Source organism: Flavivirga aquatica, assembly GCF_001747085.1.
Lineage (GTDB): Bacteria > Bacteroidota > Bacteroidia > Flavobacteriales > Flavobacteriaceae > Algibacter_C > Algibacter_C aquatica.
Genome location: NZ_MDJD01000034.1, coordinates 199,366 through 221,515, shown reverse-complemented (window position 1 = coordinate 221,515; position 22,150 = coordinate 199,366). Strand labels below are relative to the sequence as shown.

At 29.5% G+C, this 22,150-nt stretch carries 16 protein-coding genes and 1 tRNA gene; 6 read left to right on the top strand and 11 right to left on the bottom strand.

What is annotated here, in order from left to right; genetic code table 11:
• Window positions 1–93: 93 nt before the first annotated feature.
• Window positions 94–1,515, bottom strand: coding sequence for a serine hydrolase domain-containing protein (locus tag A8C32_RS07240; RefSeq protein WP_083253278.1), 1,422 nt, complete (start codon window positions 1,513–1,515; stop codon window positions 94–96).
• A gap of 200 nt (window positions 1,516–1,715) precedes the next feature.
• Here A8C32_RS07240 and A8C32_RS07235 point away from each other — a divergent pair, with 200 nt between their 5' ends.
• From A8C32_RS07235 to A8C32_RS07225, 3 genes are all read left to right on the top strand, one after another.
• Window positions 1,716–2,774, top strand: a complete 1,059-nt coding sequence (locus A8C32_RS07235; protein WP_069829772.1) for a sensor histidine kinase — start codon at window positions 1,716–1,718, stop codon at window positions 2,772–2,774.
• Window positions 2,752–3,441: a LytR/AlgR family response regulator transcription factor gene (locus tag A8C32_RS07230; RefSeq protein ID WP_083253277.1), complete on the top strand. Its 690-nt coding sequence runs from the start codon at window positions 2,752–2,754 to the stop codon at window positions 3,439–3,441. Before A8C32_RS07235 ends, A8C32_RS07230 begins: the two co-directional genes overlap by 23 nt.
• A gap of 692 nt (window positions 3,442–4,133) precedes the next feature.
• Window positions 4,134–5,231, top strand: coding sequence for a serine hydrolase domain-containing protein (locus A8C32_RS07225; RefSeq protein ID WP_069829771.1), 1,098 nt, complete (start codon window positions 4,134–4,136; stop codon window positions 5,229–5,231).
• Window positions 5,232–5,427: 196 nt separating this feature from the next.
• Here the strand turns inward: A8C32_RS07225 and A8C32_RS07220 are convergent, their stop codons facing one another.
• The 3 genes from A8C32_RS07220 to A8C32_RS07210 form a co-directional block, all read right to left on the bottom strand.
• On the bottom strand, window positions 5,428–5,637 hold the full coding sequence (locus A8C32_RS07220) for an Arm DNA-binding domain-containing protein (RefSeq protein ID WP_069829770.1): 210 nt from the start codon (window positions 5,635–5,637) through the stop codon (window positions 5,428–5,430).
• A 243-nt stretch (window positions 5,638–5,880) separates the two neighbouring features.
• Window positions 5,881–8,865 carry a DEAD/DEAH box helicase gene (locus A8C32_RS07215; protein WP_069829769.1) on the bottom strand — a complete coding sequence of 995 codons (2,985 nt, stop codon included), beginning with the start codon at window positions 8,863–8,865 and terminating at the stop codon, window positions 5,881–5,883.
• On the bottom strand, window positions 8,840–9,892 hold the full coding sequence (locus A8C32_RS07210) for a PDDEXK nuclease domain-containing protein (RefSeq protein ID WP_069829768.1): 1,053 nt from the start codon (window positions 9,890–9,892) through the stop codon (window positions 8,840–8,842). Before A8C32_RS07210 ends, A8C32_RS07215 begins: the two co-directional genes overlap by 26 nt.
• A gap of 475 nt (window positions 9,893–10,367) precedes the next feature.
• On the opposite strand from A8C32_RS07210, the gene A8C32_RS07205 reads away from it, so the two are divergent.
• The gene (locus tag A8C32_RS07205; RefSeq protein WP_069829767.1) at window positions 10,368–12,692 is read left to right on the top strand and encodes an AAA family ATPase; all 2,325 of its coding nucleotides are present in this window, start codon (window positions 10,368–10,370) and stop codon (window positions 12,690–12,692) included.
• A 317-nt stretch (window positions 12,693–13,009) separates the two neighbouring features.
• On the opposite strand, the gene A8C32_RS07200 is transcribed toward A8C32_RS07205, so the two are convergent.
• The 7 genes from A8C32_RS07200 to A8C32_RS07170 form a co-directional block, all read right to left on the bottom strand.
• Entirely contained in the window at window positions 13,010–14,050 is a 1,041-nt protein-coding gene (locus A8C32_RS07200) for a phage/plasmid replication domain-containing protein (protein ID WP_069829766.1), read from the bottom strand.
• 2 nt (window positions 14,051–14,052) lie between these two features.
• Entirely contained in the window at window positions 14,053–14,334 is a 282-nt protein-coding gene (locus A8C32_RS07195; protein ID WP_123803351.1) for a hypothetical protein, read from the bottom strand.
• Between the two features lie 210 nt (window positions 14,335–14,544).
• On the bottom strand, window positions 14,545–15,042 hold the full coding sequence (locus A8C32_RS07190; RefSeq protein ID WP_069829764.1) for a hypothetical protein: 498 nt from the start codon (window positions 15,040–15,042) through the stop codon (window positions 14,545–14,547).
• A 255-nt stretch (window positions 15,043–15,297) separates the two neighbouring features.
• Window positions 15,298–16,407, bottom strand: a complete 1,110-nt coding sequence (locus A8C32_RS07185) for a site-specific integrase (protein WP_276205023.1) — start codon at window positions 16,405–16,407, stop codon at window positions 15,298–15,300.
• A 24-nt stretch (window positions 16,408–16,431) separates the two neighbouring features.
• The gene (locus A8C32_RS07180; protein ID WP_069828596.1) at window positions 16,432–17,340 is read right to left on the bottom strand and encodes an IS1595-like element ISAlg2 family transposase; all 909 of its coding nucleotides are present in this window, start codon (window positions 17,338–17,340) and stop codon (window positions 16,432–16,434) included.
• Between the two features lie 452 nt (window positions 17,341–17,792).
• A tRNA-Arg gene (locus A8C32_RS07175) sits at window positions 17,793–17,866 on the bottom strand.
• Between the two features lie 246 nt (window positions 17,867–18,112).
• Window positions 18,113–19,699 (bottom strand): solute:sodium symporter family transporter, encoded by a 1,587-nt coding sequence (locus tag A8C32_RS07170; RefSeq protein ID WP_069829762.1) that lies wholly within the window; start codon window positions 19,697–19,699, stop codon window positions 18,113–18,115.
• Window positions 19,700–20,245: 546 nt separating this feature from the next.
• Between A8C32_RS07170 and A8C32_RS07165 the strand changes: the two genes are divergently transcribed.
• Together A8C32_RS07165 and A8C32_RS07160 are read left to right on the top strand one after the other, a co-directional pair.
• Window positions 20,246–21,238, top strand: coding sequence for a GntR family transcriptional regulator (locus A8C32_RS07165; protein WP_069829761.1), 993 nt, complete (start codon window positions 20,246–20,248; stop codon window positions 21,236–21,238).
• A gap of 20 nt (window positions 21,239–21,258) precedes the next feature.
• Window positions 21,259–22,143 (top strand): aldose 1-epimerase, encoded by an 885-nt coding sequence (locus A8C32_RS07160; protein WP_069829760.1) that lies wholly within the window; start codon window positions 21,259–21,261, stop codon window positions 22,141–22,143.
• Window positions 22,144–22,150 lie beyond the last annotated feature (7 nt).

The window sequence follows — 22,150 nt, the reverse complement described above, 5'->3', positions numbered from 1 at the left end:
CTATGTCCCTTTACGAACATTAAAATACTGAACGTAAATTGAAATAACATTAAACTGACTTCAAAAATATTTTAGATGCTGGTGCTTTATATTTTATTTTTTTAATTCTAGTTTGGCGACCATATCTATCGCAGAAGACATTCCAGGTTGCATTTCTAATGCTTTTTTATAATACTGAAGGGATTTTTTATAATCTCCTTTTTCATAATAACCTTCTCCCAAACTATCCCATAGATTAGCATCTTCGGGAAACATCTTTATATTTAAATGGAAAAACTTTAAAGCTTCGTCCACTTCTCCATTCTGAAGAAAATCATAGCCAATATCGTTTAAAATAATCCCTTTTGGATCTTCGGCATGGAAGTTTTCAATCAGATTATAAAAATTATCTTCAATATATTGTAAGCCATACTTTTTATAATGATTGTAGATATTCTGAATAGCTGGTAAAGAAGGGGTAATTGGTTCTTTTCCTCTAACAATTACTAGTATACCAGAACCCAATTGTTCTGCAACAGGTTCGTCCATATTGGCAAAAACGATAATACTTATCTCATCTCTCAACACTTCATAATATGCGGTATTTGCTCCAGGAAAACCACCAGCCATTGGAATTGCTCCTCCGGTAGTTCTGTTCTCATTATTAAACTTAAAAAACATTTCGTCCATTTTTGTTGTCTTTGTTAGCAGTGTATCTCCGTAAAAATATTCGGTATAAAACTTCACGATATCCCCTGCCGAAGATTGAAAACCTCCATCTGGATTTGGCACTTCTACAAAACCAGTATTACTAGTTATATTCCCTTTCATATCTTTTAAATAACCAATGGCTCTGTCTGGCACTTCCGATTTATCTACTACGTAAGTTTCTGTCATCCCTAAAGGATTAAGGATACGCTCTTGTATTTCTTTATGGTAGGTATTTCCAGTAACCTCCTGCACAATTGCACCTAGAAGCACATAACCAGCATTGCTATATTGGGTCTCGGTTCCTGGTTCAAAGTCCAAGGGTAATTTCTTAATCCGTTCTACCAAAGCAGGAATTCTTTTTTGGTCTATGGGTAAGTTATTAAAATCTCTCCCCCAATAACCACCGTAGCCAGAACGATGTTTTAATAAATCTAAAATGGTGATTTTTGTGGCTGCAGTTTCTGGGAATCCTTTTAGGTAAACTCCCAGTTTATCGGTCACCTTTAATTTTCCTTCTTCCATTAATTGAAGTATCAATGTTTTGGTAAAAGATTTATTCATAGAACCAATATCAAATTTAGTAGTTAAGGTATTGGGTTTGTTCTCTTCTCTATTGGCCATACCAAATGCCTTATAATACTTTGGCTCTCCCTTTTCAGCTACCAACACCACCCCTGAGAATATATCTAAGTCTTGGTATTGTTTTACCAAAGCATCCACTTTGGATTCTAATTGTGTAGGATTAGCAATTTTCGATTTCTCTTGAGAGCAACCAATGTTTATTAAACAAAGTGAAAGTAGCAGGCCTAATGTAATTGTTTTCATTATGAATTGTATTTATGTTTATAATGAGCAAATTAAATGCAATAGATACCCTCAAAATTTATAAAGTTATCTAGTCATTCAAATATCTGAGAAAGAACCCTAACTGTGGGATATCCTATTTAATTTCTATTTCATAACATATTTTATCGCCTTTATACCAAATTATAAAATGAATTGATTTAAAGATATATCTTAGCCTTATGAATAAAAAATGGCTTGAAATAATTATCAATATTCTGTTCTGGATATTTAGCTCCTGGCTAATTGTGTTTTCATTTTCCATCACAGGAAATCTTATAGAAGTTAGAGAAGGTGTGATTACTGGTAATACGGAACACAGCAATTCCCTAATTAACTTCTTTATGATTGGTCAGCCTTTTTTCGCCATTTATTTCTATTCCCAAGTCTATTTAATACAGAGACTAAAAAAGAAATCGAATATTCTTCCATTATTAATAAAATCTACCCTACTTGCATTATTATTTCTAGGACTTTTTAATACCATTGTTTTTTTATTTTTCAAAAGCTATATCTATGTTATTTGGTTTCCCTCCTTATGGTATGGCATATTTATTTTTTATACAACTATCGCCGTAGGGTATGGATTTGTAAAGGTTTGGTTTACTATAGAACAAGACAAAAGACAATTGGAATTGATTAAAAATCAAACCGAACTAAAACTTTTAAAATCCCAATTGCAGCCTCATTTTTTGTTTAATACCATGAATAATTTATTGGCGATGGTCGATCAGAAGAACAATCCGAAACTAGCAAAGAGCATTGATAAACTATCTAGTTTATTGCGCTATGTAGTTTATGATACCAAAAACGAAAAAGTCCCTATCGCTCAAGAAATTGAATTTCTTAAAAACTTTGCGGATCTGCATTTATTACGATTTGAAGAAGATGAAATCGATTATACCTTTACGGTTAAAGGAGAATATGACCAACAAGTCATAGATCCCGGAATCTTATTATGCTATATAGAGAATGCCTTTAAACACGGTGTGCAACCCGAAGAGAAATCTTTTATTACTATTCATTTAGACATCAGTAATAAAGATAAACTGAACTTTAGTATAAAAAATTCGATTCCCTCCTTTACTCCTAATCATGAAAAGGGTGGCTTTGGAATTGCATCCAATACCAATAGATTAGAATTAGCATATCCCAATAAACATAGCTTACAAATTAGAAAAACCTCTGAATATACCGTGGAATTAAAAATTGAAACTGATGAAAGTAATCATAGTAGATGATGAGCCAAAAGCGATAGAATTAATCGCTTCTTATTTAAAACATTTTGCAAGTTTCGAATTGGTTGCCACTTTTCGAAATGGTCTAAAAGCATTGGAGTTTCTTAATAGCCATACCATAGATGTGGTATTTCTAGATATTAATATGCCACATTTAAGTGGCTTGTCTTTATCCAAAATAATTGCACCAAAAACGTCCATAGTATTTACTACTGCCTATTCTGAACATGCCCTAGAAAGTTACGATGTAAATACTACTGACTATTTATTAAAACCCATTAGTTTAGAACGTTTCTCCAAAACCATTACCAAGCTTATCGATAGCCAAGAGCAACAAGATAACATTCCCAATACCTCTACTGAAGTACCTCCTACTCTATTCGTAAAGAGCGGTTTAGAAACCCATCAAATACAAATAGTAGATATTAATTACCTTCAAAAAGATGGAAATTATATGTATTATTTTGTTGGCGATAAAAAGATTATGGCAAGACAAAGCATAGCAGAAGCTTTGGAAACCTTACCTAAAAACTTTATTCAAATTCAAAAGTCCTATATCGTTAATTTTACTAAAATAGATTCGGTAAGTACGACTCAAGTGGTAATAGGAGAATCTCAAATTCCTATTGGTTCTCAGTATAAATCTATAGTGCTTAATCAATTTAAGTAACTATCGATATTGCTAATAACTGTTTCCAGTCGAGTAAGCTAGGGGAATTTCGCCCCTAACTTCTCACAGAACCTTTAGATTTACAGTATTATATTTAGTAAAGAATTTTGATTACCAAAAAGAGTGAAGGTGAACTAATCACACCACATAGCTACGGGCTAAAGTACGGAATAAGTCCTTTTCTCTTTTGTTGAATAGCACCAATTGTATACGGCGGTTCTCAATCTATCTTCGTAATCGCTCTTTACACCAATTACAACTATTTTGTAGTTTAAGTATAAGCTACTTTTCAAGCTCCTATACGAATTTCCAAAAGGAATACGTTCTGTCCTTCGTTACTCGTGAGACCTAACTGTTACTTCTACACAGCTCGTTTCCTATAAGTACTATGACTTCTGCTGACTTCTCTACTTGATGATCAACTCGTAATTATAGAGATCTCCCTAGATAATGGCATCTTTTTTCGTTCAATCACTGCCGTATCTGCATAATTACCCTTATTATATTCTTTTTGGGCGTTACAATGATGTACTTCCATACTCCTCTCTATACAGTTTTTATCTCCTATAAAAGACTTGCACCCTATAGATTAATTATATAACTTTCGGTAAATAAAAAGATGTACATACTGGGCACGCAGGCTATGTAAAAATGCATTAAAATACACTTTACACTAAACTTTACCTTTTATTATGAAAAAAAACATAACAATATTAACAATTTTAGCATTATTCGTTAATTCATTTTGCTATGGACAGGACATCTATACCTATACCCAACCGAAAGAACTTGGGGACGGATGGAAAACGGAAAATCTAAAATCACTAAACGTTGACACAACACTTATTTATAAGGCATTCAATCAAATAAAAAACAAGGAAAACAAAATACATAGTGTTTTATTGATAAAGAATGACCGACTCATTATTGAGGAGTATTTTAAAGAACATTCAGCAGACCAACCTCACGATCTTCGTTCTATCACGAAAAGCATAAGATCAATTTTATTGGGAATTGCAATTGAAAAAGGGTTTATTGAAGACATTAACGACCCAATATCAAAATATCTCAAAAATCCTATACCCAAAAAAAATCTCGATAAAAGGAAGAATAGCATCACCATCAAAAACCTCTTAACGATGTCCAGCGGACTTGATTGTAACGATTGGAACAAAAAATCAAAAGGACAAGAAGACAAAGTCTATAAAAAAAAGGATTGGCTTCAATATACTCTTGACTTACCAATGGTTAATCAACCAGGAGCAGTATCAAATTACTGTTCAATTGGCGTAGTTTTAATCGCAGAAATAATAAGTCAAACTTCAAGAATGACAATTGACAAATTCGCTGATAAATATTTATTCAGTCCTATGGGAATTGATAATGTAAATTGGGGGCATACATCAGGTAAAGAAATTATACCGTCTGGAAAAAGATTATATATGACCTCTAGGGATATGGCAAAAATTGGACAGTTGTTACTCAATAAGGGGATGTGGAAAGGAAAAATAATCGTATCAGAAAATTGGATTGAAGAATCAACTACACCGAAAACTAAAATCACAGGAATTGACTATGGTTATCTTTGGTGGAACATTCCATTTAAAGTAAACGACAAAATTGTTGTTTCCAAAACTGCAACTGGAAATGGAGGTCAGTATATTATGATTCTTTCAGAGCTCGATATGGTTGCTGTATTTACTGGAGGTGCTTATAATTCTCAGGAGGATAAATTACCTCTTGCAATGTTAAATGATATATTTCTTACGACATTCAACAAGAAAAAATAGCAAAAAATTACAGCGCCAGTACAAAGACTATTCAACACAATAGTCAATACCATAACTATAAACTACAGATCAATCTTAAATTATTTTATCAATAGAAGCGCAAAGGCTTCTGCGGGAAGCTTTCAATGCTAAAATTAAAGTATTTAGAGCTCAGTTTAGAGGTGTTAAAATGTAGAATTCTTTCTATTTAAGTTAACTAGAATTTTTGCCTAAAAACAACAATTGGGCTTGATCCATAATCTAGATGTTGTTTTAGTGGTTTTTGGTTTTCAATATCCCAATTTTCCAAAAAACTATGAGTAATCATTTCTCGTTTTCTTTTCCCTTTATGGTAAATTTCTAAATAAACAGGAAGTCCATTATCGGTTTTTCTTTCCGATACCTTTATCTTAATAGTTGCTTTCAAATGCGTGCAGTTTGCGTGTAGTTTTTACCGTAATTTTACCTAAAATCACCCACAAAACCAAATATCGTGTATTTTTAATTTTAGGCTAAAACCAAAGAAACCCCACTATTAAAGTGAGGTTTCGGTGTGAGCCCAACGGAAGAAGTATCGAACTTTCTTCTTGAGGATTTTGATGTTATTGTGGGTTTTATGAGAGCAGTGAATTAAATAATAAAAATTTAGTTAAGAAAGACTAATTTAGGTTTAAGTTAGTCTTTCTTCCAACAGATCCTTCCAAAGTATAAACCCTTTTCTTCTATCTGAATAATCATGAATTAGGCGACTAAAGTTTTTAGGTTTACTTTCTAGAAAACTTTGGCGACCATTATTCCTAATCATATTTAAATCATGATCAATTGCTCTTAGTTTTTTTGAAAGCACATTTTTATTTTTATCAATGTGCCAAATATATGTTGCCTCTTCTGTATCCAATGTCTCAAGAATAATATGATACTGATCTTTCCCTGTTAATAGAAATACGAAAGAAAATGGACTCAAAACAAAACGTAATTTTAACACTGTACTATCATGTTTTGTTGCTAAATACCGTAATTGTCGAAAATGTTTAACTTCCTCATTTTGCAAGACAGAATTTAGTAACTCTTCTTCTGATTTGTATAAAAAAGAACCATTTCTTTCTTGTAGACACTCTAAATCAAGTAAGTTTTTATCTGTTTCTATTGAATGTTTTTTATGAAGAATACTCTTTTCTGTAAAGCGAAATTTTACACCTTCAATGATTTCTCTATTAATCATTTCCAAATCTTTGGAATCAGCTATTTGAGAAATTACTTTTCCATTCAAGATTTCTGCAAAAATATTAGCTTCTACATTTTTTGACTTTAAAAATTTTGAGAAATAGGGTTTTAAGACATCAAACTCAGGTCGAATTTCATCATTTTCTATTTCGAATTCAAGTTCTATTGGAATTTTTGATGTTTTATATTTAAAAGCAATAGCTCCATATCGAAAGTCAAGTCTATCAATCGGTGTTTTTATTGTCTCTTTAACTGAGATAACATTTTTAGATATTTCTTCTATGTTCTCCGATTCTTCAAATAAAGATGCTTGCCTATCAAAGTGTCGATAATAAGTGTTTCTTTTTAGAAAAAGCTTGTTTAAGTAATCAATTTTCTGATCTCGGTAATCATAGATCACAGGAGTTATTTCTGATCGTTGAACACGACCTATATACTGAACAAGTTTCCCTTTGAAAGAGAATGGGTATACTAAAAACACACAAGAAGCATTTGGTAAATCAGTTCCTTCTCCAAAAAATTGCCCTGTAGTTATTAGAGCTTGATAATTTCCTTCATTAAGAACCTTCCATTTCGCTTTTCTATTACTTTCAGAGTCTTCTCCACTTAATGTGATAGTTTCAAAGGATTGTTTTAGTAATTGATACAATGTATCAATGTGCTCTTTTCGTTCGGTAATTATAACAACCTTTTTTCTTCTATTTAATTCGTTACGTACATCACTTAGGATAAGTTTATTTCTAGTAGAATCATGAACAAGTACCTTTGATAACGTTTCAAATGTATCCGTTTTAGAATTGAAAGGGATGTCTAAGCTTGTTTCTCGTATGTTAATTCGCGATCTTTTATAGTTTTCAATTTCTTCAGGTTTAATATCAGCTATAATTCTACCTAGATGAATAAATATTTGTTTTCCATCGCTTCCTTTTCGAAAAGGTGTTGCTGTTAACCCATATTGATAATAAGTTGATAGTCTTGAAATTGTTTTTCTAAATGTTTCTGCTGGTACATGGTGGCATTCATCAATAATGATTATTCCAAATCGTTTAGCAAGACCTTCTATTTCTTGTTTTTCAAGTTGTTTACCTAAACTCTGAATCATTGCTACTGTGATAGTCTTCCCAACTTTCGCTTTGCCTTGTCCAATCTTTCCAATTTCATTTTTTGGAATCCCAAAAAATGCTTGAATTCGTTCGATCCATTGTTCTAAGAGTTGTTTCCGATGGACAATAATTAAAGCTGGTTGTTGCTTTTTAGCAATGATTTTTAATCCAATTACTGTTTTACCTGAACCTGAAGGTGCTGTAATTACACCAAAATCTTTTTTGACGGTAGCTTCTATTGCTATATTTTGATGCGGTCTTAATATTATATTTGTAGAAAATTTAGTTAAAGGAAATTTCACTCTTTTATCTAGGAATTCAAAATCAATTTTTCCTTGTTTGCAATATTGAATTAACCTTCCTACAAAACCTCTAGGAATAATAATTTCATTTTCTGTTTCTTCAATAAACCTAAAATATCGTTTTGTATCCCACGTAGATTTACTCGTTTTCTTTTTAATAAAGTACTCAGGGTTTGCAAAATTTAATTCCTCTTTAAGAAAATTGATCAGCTCAGGTGTTATTCCCGATCGATTGATTATCACAGAACTATTAAGGGTTATATGCAGTTTATTCGAATTGAGCTTTTCTGTGACTGATGAAGCTAAATTATCTATCGCTAAAGATTCAAATATTTTATCAAGATGAGTGGTTGTTACTTTCTGAATAGAAGATAAGAAATCCCATTGATTTTCGTGTGGTTTTAAGTTGTTGTCTACAAAACAGCTGTTTCCTTGTTCTAATGTAGGTTTATAAAAAGGCAATGCAATCAGGTTTCCTAAGCCTTTTCCAGAGAGAAAATTTTGATTCGGAAATAAACGGTCAAAACTTGAACTTTTGTCAAATACGGAAAAGATATTACCTTCTTCAAGTATTGAAATAAAAATCTTTCTACTCTTTATTGCTGGGTAAGCTTGATCAAAGAATATCCAAACATGAGCACCATTGCCTGACTTTGATCTTTCAAGATATGCCGAGATACCTTTATCTAAACAGATATCAATAAATGTTTGACTTTCTTCTTTCCAATTTTGTTTGTCGAAATCAGCAACAATGAACCAAGAAGTATTGTCTTTGAGTAAAGGGTATATGCCAATTAGTTGTTCTCCATTTAAGTGTTTAGTAATTTGTTGATCTGTAAGAGTGAGGTAGGCTTTTTCATTGAAAGTCTTAAAAGTACCTCCATTCATTTTGTGAAGTCGATACCTATATGGATCATAATGATAAGCAGGCATATATCCACTTTTATTGCCTTTTTGCCAATGCATAGCAAAAACATCTTCTCTACAATTGAATAGGTTTCTAATCAGGTTGATTTCTCTGTTCATTAGTTCCTGATTTATTTTTAGCAATTTCAATAGCTCTATGCAATTTACTTTGCAGTATTTCTTTAGAAGGCAGGAGTGTTAAATATTCTGCTACTCTTATGTTGCTCTTGTCCAATTGTAATAACTCTACATGCTCTTCATTTTTCCCAGTACAAAGAATTAAACCTATTGGGCTATTTTCACCATCTACGATTTCGTGTTTTTCAAGGTAGCGGAGGTATAATTCCATCTGTCCTTTATATGAAGCTTCAAATTCTCCGATTTTCAGATCAATTGCTACTAATGATTTTAATCTTCGATGATAAAATAGTAAATCGATATAGTAATCCCTACTGTCTATCGTTATTCGTTTTTGACGTGCCATAAAAGCAAAGTCACTCCCAAGTTCTGTTATAAACTTTTGGAGCTCTACAAGAATAGAGCTTTCTAAATCTTTTTCTGAATAGGAATCTGATAATCCCAAAAAATCGAGAAAATACGGATCTCTAAAAACTAAATCAGGAGAAATATTCTGGCTCTTATCTAATTTAACTAAATCCTTTTTAATTGTTTCTTCAGGTTTCTTACTTATGGCAGTACGTTCATATAGCATTGATTTAATTCTTTCTCGAAAAGTCCGTACACTCCATTTTTCATGAACACATAGCTGTAAATAAAATTCACGTTTTAAAGGATCTTCTATAGGTATAATTGCTAAAATATGTGTCCAACTCAATTGTCGTATCATTGATGCGACAATCTTTTCATCTGGAAAACAAGTAGCAAATTGCATCATTCTACGTAGATTTTTCTCAGAAAAGGATGTGCCATATTCAGTTGTCAATTGTCGTGACAGTAATACGACAATCTGTTTACCATAAGTACCTCTTTGATTTTGCAAAACCTCTTGATTAATCTTTCTTCCAATTTGCCAATACATTAGACTCATTGTTGCATTAACTGAGAGCGCAATTTGTTGCTTGCTTTGCTCAATAAGTAATTGAATTTCTTTGGTAATTTCTTTTATATTACTTACTTCTTTATCCATGATAAACCCTAATCGTTGAAAAGCAAATATACTTACTTCATTTAAAATGTTTTTAGTATTAATTCTGATTTATGTAACTGTTTGTTAAACAGTGTTTAAGCGGTTTTTAAAACCTTTATATATAGTCTAAATTATTCCCGTGAAGATTTCAAACCAAAAAGGACTCGAACATTAAATAACTGATAAACAACAATTTAATTAAACTAAAGAAATAAAGTAGATAATATAGGTGTAGAATTAGACACTTATTAAACAACTGATAATCAAAAGAATAAAAAGGAGATAAATCTAAGATTTATCTCCTTTGTGAGCCCTGAAGGATTCGAACTCCTATACTCAAAGCCTTACTAGTAATACGTTTCCTCCACCTTTATTTTGATTAGGGGAAACGAGAGGGGAAATTATCATATATAACAATAGTAATATTAAATTATATTTATAACTTAGAATCTCAGAATTAAGATACCTATAATCAATGAAAATTTCAAGAATAAAAATAAAAAGTTATAAGACAATAAAAGAAATTGAACTTTCTATAAATGACATAACTACCCTAATTGTAGGTAAAAACAACATTGGAAAATCTAATGTTCTTAAATCTTTAGAATTATTCTTTAATAACCTTAGTTCTAAAAGTAAAGAAGCTATAATTGACAAAGAAGATTATCGCTTCAATACAGAAAGAGTAGAAGTTAGAGTTACATTTGATGATATCAACGGTCAATTAAATAAATTACGAGAAAGAATAACCCAAGAACGTTCAAAACGTGTAAACAAAGAAAATCTTTACCGATTTGAGCTTTTATATCTTCAATTTGAAGCTTTAAAAAGTCAACGCAACAAATTAGAAGTTGTTTTAGAAATAAAACGCAGGAATAACTCTAAAAATTTCAGTATAAACTACAACCCAACTGAACCTAAATTAAAAAAATATAGAAGTTTAATTTTAAAAAGAGATTTATTAGAATCTATATTTCCATCAGAATTTGTTAAACTATTAAATGATAAAAATATAGGTTGGGATTTCTATAAAAATGTCATTGTTGATGAAACTGAGGAAGAGTTTAAAATAACATATAGAGAGTTAACAGGAGAAATACTTAAATCAGATTATAAACCTCAAAAAACAGATGTTGAATCATTAAAAACTAATGTGGTGCAATATTTATCAGAAACTCAAAGATTCCTTTACGTACCTGCTTATCGGGGAGAAAAAGAAGAGAGGAATTTGATTTTAGATAGATTATTTGACATTATAATTGATGATTTAATTACTACCCGTGGAGTAACAAAAGACTATGATACTATCACTGATGCCATTTGGGGAACTGGAAAATACTCGAATAAACAAAATATAGATTCCGTAATTTCAAAAAGAACAGAATCGCTTATTGAAAAAATAACAAAGGATTCTATTTCTTCTATTACTGGATTTGAGTTTGATAAACCTAATAAAAAAGAAATAAGGAGGGGGATTTTAAAATTAATGATAGGTAAACCCAGTTTGTTTTTAAATGATGGGGTAAAAACAACTTTTGCGAGTAAAGGAACTGGTATACAAAGTTCTTTTATGATTACACTAATGAAAGCTCTCTCGGAATTTGAGTTTATAAACTCTACTGACATTTTATTAGTTATAGAAGAGCCAGAAGCTTTTACACACCCCCAATTAACTAGAGAAATCATGGATTTAATGTTAGATGTAAAAGAATCTAACACTCAGTTTATTATAGCCTCACACTCCCCTGTTGTAGTTAATTATGTTAAGGCTCGTAATGTAATTCGTCTAGCTGAAATATGCCCTAAAGACAAAATAAAACATACAATAAATGCAGTAAATTATGACACAAATTACACAAAAGAAGATTGGAATTTAATTGACAGAATAGCAGATGTAAATTTAAGTGAAATAGTCTTTGCAGATTATGTGATTTTTGTTGAGGGAGAGGGTGATAAAGCTATCTTAGAATTATTATTTAAAGAATTACTACCTAAAACATTTCATAAACTATCTATCGTTTCCATTAGTGGAAATTATCAAATATTTAAGTTATTGAAACTTTTACAGTATTTTACAATACCATGGATTCTAGTTACAGATAAAGATTCCTTTGTTGAAAAAACTTTTGAAGATGAAATTAAAATAACACTTAGAAATCTTGATGATTTTTTTACAAAGTATCAAATTTCAGAAACTTTTAAAGAAAGCTACACTAATGTACTAAACAATCATTTAGTAGATAAAATAATATCGAAAAACTCAATTGCAACGGGTGTCAAAATGGGTCAATTGATAAAAAGAATAAATGATATTAAGGACGGAGTTAACGAAGATTTAAAGTCCGAAATATTTAAAATAATATCAGAAAAAATAAATGATTCTTTCATAACGGATGAAGATTCAGTTAAAATAATTAATTCTTTCAATCAAAAAATGCTTAGTAATAAAATACCATTATATTCTTTAGAAAGTGATTTAGAGGGATTCATTGTGAACAAAGAAACATATAAGTACACATATTCTGTATATAGAAAATATTATCCAGAAAAAGCGGATAACTTTGATGCTGAAACAAATCATTTTACTGAACAAGAAAAAATAAGATATATTAGAGAATGTATAGGCAGTAAAACTTCTATGTTAAAAAGAATTCCTAATAAAGCAAAAACTGTAAAAAAACCACATATACCTATTGAGATTATATCAGATTACTTACACTCAAAAGATAGAAACTCTAATTTATTAGATGTTTTTCCTAATTTAAAAATTCTTGTATCATTTCTGAAAGAGAAAATATAATCCTTTTCTTTTCTAAACATTAATGGTTTAAGCTCATTTAAGAGCTTTTCAAATTCATTCTAATAAAAAGTAATAATCAAAACAAATTTTACCCTTAGCAATAAGAATAGCCAGTTAAACACAACTATTTATTCAATATGAATTAACTATCTTCATTTAACTCATCAAAACTTACTTGTTCAGAATGTGCTTATTAATTGTATTTATATAACAATATATAAGTAACATAAAATATAAGTTCTTAGTTGTTTCTCAATATATTTACTTGGTATTATTTAAACCTTTACTTGTTGGTCTTAGTTGTCTATATGTATAAGTTATATGTTATTTAGGGGTAATATCCTCTTATTACTATTATTATAAAAACCATTAGGTTTAAATGCTGTTTTCTCTTGTAACCTTTCCCTAAAAATTTCTTGATATGAAATCGTATCTTCACGTTCAAAGCTCTTAATTATATCAAGGTATTTATCTCGAAAAGTTGATGCTGTTTTTGTTGGGTAATAGACATACAAATCTTCTATAAGTTTATCAACCCCTATTTTTTCAATTCCTTTACAAATTAAATATCTATCTAATTTTTTAGATCCATTACCATACACATCAGAACTTAAAATCGTATTTATATTTGGTGTAATATCATTCACAAAAATGACGTTATTATAAACCATATTTAAATATTCCGATAACCTATCCCAATTAGCATATGCATCATTTACAGTACTTACATATTCTCTAAAAAAAGGAACACCACTAATTTTTTTAACCCTAATTTCAAACCTTAATCTAGTAATTTTTGACATTAATTTATTAGATGTTTGCTTAGATATTCTATTTCTTTCGCATACTTCTCTTAATTTGTCATAAAAAATTATACTGAAATAACTACCAAAAAATGTTACCGATTCTCTTTTGTAATAAGATTGCTTGGATATATTTGGATATTGTCTTACACATTGTAAAAAGTTTTTAAAGTCACCTTTAAAATGAAGGTTTATACCCAATTCTAGTTGCGTAAACTGTGCATTGTTTAATTCCCAAAAGTGTTTTCTATTTACACCTAGCCTATCAGCTAAAAGATTTATACATTTCCTAAAAGTTTTTTTATCGAAATCAGATTTAGAACTTAATTTTCCAAAATACCATTTCCTTAAATTCCCTTTAATCTCAAAACCATAATAACTAGGGGAACTATTCGATATTTTTAATGGTACTTCTAAATTTTTGTTTGGCTTATCATTTTTATACAATTCAAACGAAAACTTATCGTAATCGTACCTTGATAAATTGTACCACTCCCCTAAACTATCAAAATTGGGTACTATATTATGAACTCTAATCTTTATTGCATCAAACATAACTATCTCGTCTTTAGAGTTAAAAATTTTTCTATTTCCTTACGTTGAACTAAAATCTTCCCATTTACCTTTTGCTGAGAAACTTTTAACCCTTTTAACCTCAATCTATCAAATGTTTTTCGGCTAATAGAATAGATACCTATAACATCTTTAACAGATAACCAATCATCTAATTGTTTTTCTTTTTTTAGTGCTTCTAAAAATTCAATTTGTCGCGATTCCATCCTCCTAATTCGTTTAATTTCAAACGCTTTCAATTTTTGTAAACTCTCATTTTTCATCATATAAATAGTATTAATTATTACTATTATATATAACTCTAGTGAAGTTTTTTTTCGGTAAAAAACACACACTGAAAATCAAGTAGTTACAATATTGAAAAGTTAAAGTTTTGTTAACAAAATAGAAATAACTAAAAAAGACGTCAGATTTAAAGGCTTAGCTAAAAAATATAGACAAATAGAAAACTGTATCTAAATAACAAAAAATCAATACTATTTTTGTTTGTAATAATCGTTTAATGACAAATTAGGATTATCTCTTTTCCAGTTTTCTAAGTCAGAACTAGAATTGTCGTTTTTAGGCTTATTAACTATAGTTCCATTTTCTTTAATAATACTTTTTAAAGTTCTAAAATTCGTTTTTTTTACTCTCCATATGACTGTTATGTAATCTAAAAATTGCCAAACTAAAAAAAACAAGAAAGCTATATATGGTAAGTTTGTATACTTGTAATTTATATATAAATAAATAACTGATACAGCTAAACAAAACTTTAAAACACCCCAAAATTTATCTTTTAGAAACAACCTATCGAAAGGAGAAAATAAAAACGTATACAAAACACCTCTTAAAGGACTTATATAATTGCTATTGATAGAATATTCTAATCCATCATATTTTTCAAGTTCTTTACCAATATAATCTAATTTGTTTTTAGGGAAATATTTTCCATTGGCAACTAAAAACTGAGTTACAAATTCTTTTTTCATTATTAAATAATAATCTCTCTATCAGTTCCAAATAGAGAATTAATAACAAAAAATAAGCGTGGAACTGTAGCTTACTGTTGTTGAGGTACTGGTATACCCTTGATGCAGATAAACTAAGCCCACGCCATAGCGTGAGCATTAATCTATTTAGCTTGCATCGTTTTAAAAATTACCAGTTTTCAACAACAAGATTAAATAGCTAACGCTAACTTATATGTATTTTCTTCTTTTTTATTTCATTACTCCAAATTTATATTAAAAATTTACATTTTTCATTGTTTCCCTTAACATTTTAGTATTAGCATTAACATAAGTCGCTGTTTGACCTATATTCTGATGCCCCATTAATTTCATTATATAAAATGGACTAACATCACTTTGTGCTAATAAAGAACCAAATGTATGTCTAGCAACGTGATATGTTAATCGTTTTTTAGAATTTACAATCACACCTATTTTCTTTAATCCGTAATTTATTTTTTGATTTGACACTTCTTTAAAAACAAACTCATTGGTTTTCTTTTTAACATACTTACAAAGTAATTTTTTAGCCTTTTTAGTTAATGGTATTTTTACTGGGTTTTTAGTTTTTATCATTACAATATCTATCATTCCATTTTTAGTGTCTTCCCATTTCAAATAATTCATATCGGAAAATCGTAATCCAGTATAACAAGAGAACAAAAATTTATCTCTCGTTAATTCTATATTAGGTCTTTTACTTAAATCTAATTCTTCAAGCTCACTCAACTCTTTTGTTGTTAAAAAGACTGTTCTAGGTGCTGGTTCTTTTATCTTAAAATCTTGATAAGGGTTAGATTTAATCAACTTTAATCTATATGCGCTACCTAATATAGCTTTGAGTTTTTTATGCTTATTTGCACGACCTCCTAGACCTGTTTTTCTTGTTACCATTAAGTAATAATCAAATTCTTCAATAAAATTTAAGTCAATACTATCTAACCTAAGTACTGGTTTGTATTCTTTCATTATTTTACAAAGTAAGGTATAATGGTATTGTGAACCTTTAGTTAAACTTTCAAACTTTCGCTCAGTAAAAGTTTTGTAAAAGCCATAAAAATCTAAAAAATCCTCTTTGTTGTAAAACCGCTTAATCATATCAATAGTAACCAACTTACCTATTGCAATATGCTTGTTTACAAAGTCTTTAATTTCTTGTTCCTGCTTTTCTAAACGATTATTTAGGTAACTAAATCCTTTGCCCTTACATCTACTTTTTTGTTTATCCCAATCCGTTAAAGACAAATATTCTCTAATTGGTAATTTAACGGGTGTTGAGTTAATAATCACTTGTAAATATAAAGGATATACACCTGCTTTAGTTTTCTTATCCTTTCTTAAAATTGTTTTTTGAATATCCGTTTTTACTCATAATCCAGTAATTCCAGCTATTACTAGTCTATCGAATAGTTTTTCCTCAAAATATCTTCGATTGAGTTTGTAAACAAATTCGTTTAGGTAGAGTTGTAGGTATTTGCCTTTAATTTTGTGATAATTTCCAAGTAAGTTTCGTTTGGCATTGCTTATGGTAATATGTACCCATTTCAAGGTCTCTTTAGTAGTTTGTTTATCTGATTTTTCACTAATATGTAGTTCTACAAAATCAGCAATATCAACATATGAAGTACTTTTATCAGTAAAAACAATGCTTTGTTCGTCTAAAGACTCTTTAACAGTATCATTTACACCATCAGCCTTATGATCTGTCAGCACTTTGGCTTTAAAGTAGCGACATTGGCGATCCTTCTTGTTGGTTTTCGGGTCTTCTAAGGGAGTGGATTCTGCCATTATCATTACGTTTTGCTTTCCTACTGCACCACGACCTCTTTTTCCTTTTTGTTGCTCTATTTCAGAAGATTCGACCGTAAAATAACCTTCATCCATTTCAATCATACCTTCTAAAGTATAGCGGGCATCTCTGTTACCCATTGCTTTACGAAGTTTATGAACCATCGCCCAGACAGGTTCATACCTTTTTAAACCAAGCTGTTTCTGGATTTCTTTAGAAGAAAATCCTTTCTTGGTAGTAGTCATCAAAAACATTGTCTTATACCATATCATAAAAGATAGATTAGAATTTTGCATAATAGTACCACTTCTCAAAGATGTACGGGCTCTACAAGATTTGCACTCATAGCTCCAAACAGCCTTTATCCAATAGTGATGAGTATGACCACAACGCTGGCATTTAACTCCTATCTTATCTCTTTCTTGCTTAAAATGAGTACGACAAGCTTCTTCACTATCAAAATGGGCGGTAAAACTAAAAATATTCATGACTTGTTTTTTTAACAAAATAAGCATTTTTAATCAATTATTAGTAATTACGGATATTCAAAATTGTTTTTACAGAATAGCTGAATTTCATATTTAAAATATTACTAGTTACAGTATAGTAATACCCACTAGCTTGTTTTTTTTAACGAATATCTTAGCTTTTTTCTTTATTTCAATGATAATAACATGATAATCAAATATATAAGATTTTTTATTTTTACACCCTTCATATATAATGGTCTACAAAACCAAAAAGTACGGTAAATCAACCCTAGTTTTTTTGTAAATGAAAAATTTTAGAAGCAAAATAATTTAGAGGGGAAATTCAAGGGGAAACTATTTTGTCTAAATATGACGAAATATGCCCAAAGAATAAAAGTTATCAATCCAACAAAATCAATGGTTAACCCTATAAAACAAAAAAGCCTCACTAAAAATAGTGAAGCTTTTTGTGAGCCCTGAAGGATTCGAACCTTCGACCGCCTCCTTAGAAGGGAGGTGCTCTATCCAGCTGAGCTAAGAGCCCTAAAAGAAAACGTTTTTGTTTTCCGGTGCGCAAATATATAACTAACTACACACCTAACCAAAAAAAAATTCCAAAAAAAACCCAAAAAAATCCTTATTTATTAAAAATCAAACCTTTGCATTTATATAATTTTTAAAGACAATATACTACTATTTAATAATACCAATTTTAAACATCTTATTATAACTATAAACAACAAATCCCACTCTAAATTAAAGTGGGATTTATATATGTTAAATATTTATTTTATCTAAATATTAAATAAGTGCTTATTACAATAACACAAATTAAGATTCCTACAGGCTTTAAGTATTTCCAAGGTGTAATATCAACCTGATTAGTAAATTGTAAATTAAATGCTTTTTCACGCGGCATAACCTTCCCAATAATTAACATTATTACTACATTTAATACAAATAAAATAGCCATGACATGTAAAAAGTGAGGATAATTTTCTGCCCCTACTATGAATGGTTTAATTACAAATTGACTTAAACTATACAAAACCACACCCGATATTATGGCAATTTTAGCAGCAAAAGCAGGTACGTATTTAGTTAAATAACCTACCACAATAATGGTTAAAATAGGAATACTGTAACAACCATTTACTTCTTGTAAATAACCAAACAAACCATCTGGAGCATGAGCAATTAATGGCGCTATACACATAGATAAAATTGCTAAAAATACGCCAAAAGATTTACCCGCAAACACAACTTCTTTTTCTGAAGCATCTTCTTTTATATGGGATTTATAAATATCTATTCCAAATAATGTTACAGAACTATTTAAAGCCGAATTAAAAGAACTTAATATAGCTCCAAATAATACAGCCGCAAAAAATCCAACTAAAGCAGTTGGCAACACTTTTGTTACTAACATAGGGTAAGCTTCGTCTGGATTATCTAAAGTATTTCCAAACATATGAAAAGCAATAATACCTGGTAAAACTACAATAAGTGGTCCTAATATTTTAATAGCAGATGCTAACAATAATCCTTTTTGACCTTCTTTTAAGTTTTTAGCACCTAAAGCTCTTTGTATGATAGCTTGATTGGTTCCCCTATAAAATAACTGCACTAGCATCATACCTGTAAAAATAGTTCCAAAAGGAATAGATGACTCCTCTCCTCCCATCACTTTAAATTTTTCTGGATTTGTTTTCATTAAAGTTGAAATACCTTCAGTAATACTTCCATCTCCTATAGCTAATAACCCAAAAACAGGAATTAAAAGTCCTCCAATTAACAATCCAATGGCATTAATAGTATCAGATACAGCAACAGCCTTTAATCCTCCAAAAATGGCATAAATTGAACCTATTATTCCAATACCCCAAACTGTTATCCATAACGCAGTCCCTTTTGAAACATCTAATAATTCTGGTACATTAAACATCGAGTTAATAGCTAAAGCTCCTGAGTATAATACAATTGGTAATAATACAACAACATAACCACTTAAAAACAACCCTGAAGTTATTGTTTTAGTCATTTTATCATATCGTTTTTCTAAAAACTGAGGCACCGTTGTAATACCACCAGTAAGATATCTAGGTAATAAAAACACAGCAGTTACTACCATAGCTATTGCAGCTAAAGTTTCCCAAGCCATAACCAAGATCCCTTCTTTAAAAGCGGATCCATTTAAACCAACAATTTGTTCGGTAGAAAGATTTGTAAGTAATAAAGATCCTGCTATAACGACCCCTGTTAAACTCCGTCCCCCAAGAAAATATCCGTCTGAGGAATCTTCGTCAGTTTTTCGAGTTGCTAAATAAGAAATTATGGCTACCAATGCGGTAAACCCTAAAAATGATAAAATCTGCATAATAATTTAGTTGTTTGGTTGTAAATATTACTTTTTTATTAAAAAATCTTGTGCATTAGAGTAAATTAAATGTCTCTTTAAATAAAACTAAAAATATAGTCTTTAATTAGAGCATTCACTAAAATATTGATTCTTAAAACACAAAACATTTATGCTTCATAATTTTAAAATCGTGTAATCAATAAATTAGTAAGGTAATTCATACTGCCAAATATAGAAATTAATTTGACCTTTAAAAATAATTTTAATCTAACTGAATTATCCGTTGTATTAATAAAACCGTAAGAGCTACAATTGAAAAATTCTGTTGCAGTATAAACAACTAATATGTGAGAGTTTTGCACATTTTTTGGCAAATAGGAAAAGTCAAGATGATTAAATACGAATATGAGACATAAATATACCATAGAATAAAAAATACTCCTTTACGTCTATAACTATTTCAACATCTCACATCTACATACAGAAATTATTTAACAAAAAACCAAACTAGTAGGGTCTAGTAGGTTTTTCTATTAAAATTTATTATATATTTGTTTTTACATTATGATTAAAATTAATACTAAAATAGGAATACCTAAATATAAACAAATCATCAATTCTATTGAAGATGCGATAGTATCTAATACGCTACAAAAAGGAGATCAATTACCTTCCATTAACAGTATTAAGGAAAACCATAAGCTTTCAAGAGATACCGTTTTAATGGCTTTTAATGAGTTAAAAAACAGAGGTATTATACAATCTGTTGTTGGTAAAGGTTATTATGTTTCTAGTGAAAATGTAACTGTATCTCAAAAAATATTTTTACTTTTTGATGAATTAAATTACTTTAAAGAAGATTTATATAATTCTTTTTTAGAACATTTAGGTTCTAACATTCAAGTTGACATTTTTTTTCATCATTTCAATGAAAATATCTTTAGGAAATTAATTTATGATAATACTGGTGATTATAATTATTATGTAATCATGCCTGCAAACTTAAAAAACACATATAATAATATACAAATACTCCCCAAGGAAAAAGTATATATATTAGATCAAGTTCATGATGATTTATTAGATTATCCTGCTATTTATCAAAATTTCGAAAAAGCCATTTTCGATAATCTTAATAAAGTATTACATCTTATAAAAAAATACTCAAAACTTATTTTGGTTTTTTCAGAAGAAAAGCAACCTCAAAGTATGCTAAAAGGTTTTACTATGTTTTGTGAAAAGAATTTAATATCTTATAGTATTGTTAATTCTCTTCAAAATAACACGCTTAAAAAAGGCGAATTATATATAATCCCAGATGATAAGAGCTTACTTACCATTATAAAGAAAATGAAAAGTGAAGCATTAGTCCTATCAAAAGACATAGGTGTTATCTCTTATAATGACACTTTACTTAAAGAAATTGTAGAAGGTGGTATTACAACCATCTCTACAGATTTTAATATGATGGGGAAACGTTTAGCCGAAATGATAATAAATAAAGAACAAATAAAAATAGAAAACCCTAATAATCTTATTATCAGGAATTCATTATAACTAATTAAAAACGAAAAGCATTGCATAATATTAAACATAATCAAGATTCTAATATACTAGAAATTGAAGATTCAGAAAATCAAATGTACGCTAAAATACACCTAAATGATGGTGCTAGTTTACAAGAGTTAACGCTAAATGGACATGCCGTAATTAAAGATTTAGCACCTTTAACTTATGCTGATACTTATGCCTCTTCAATCTTGTTTCCCTTTGCTAATAGAATTAAAGATGGTTCATATTTCTTTAACAATACAAACTATCAACTGGAGATAAATCAAGAAGAAGAAAATAACGCCTTGCATGGTTTAGTCTATAATAAAGTCTTTCAAATTGCTAACTCCCAAACTAATAAAGATATTACCATAATTATTTTAGAGTATATTGAAACCGAAGAATCTGTTGGTTTCCCATATACTTATACGATTCAATTACAATACGTATTTACTAAAGATAACCTAAGTTTAAAAGTTTCTGTAAAAAATACAGATTCAAAAACCTTTCCTTTTAATATAGGTTGGCACCCTTATTTTATAAGTGAAGATTTATATTCTAGTACTTTACAATTTGATAGCACACAAAAATTAATTATTGGAGATCGTAATATTACAACTGGTTTTGAAGACATAGAACCTATGAATACTTTTGAAATCAAAGACAAACAATTAGACGATTGTTGGATTTTAAATTCAAATACAGTACAATTTAATACTCCAAAATATCAATTGGAAATAGGTTCTTCAGCTAAAAACAATTTCTTACAAGCCTATACACCGCCTAAATTAAACACTATAGCTATAGAGCCTACAACTGGAGTTTCTAATAGTTTTAACAATAAAATTGGCTTAGAAGTTTTAAATGCAAATGAAACTTATAATATAATCTGGAATTTAAAAATAAAATAATAATTAA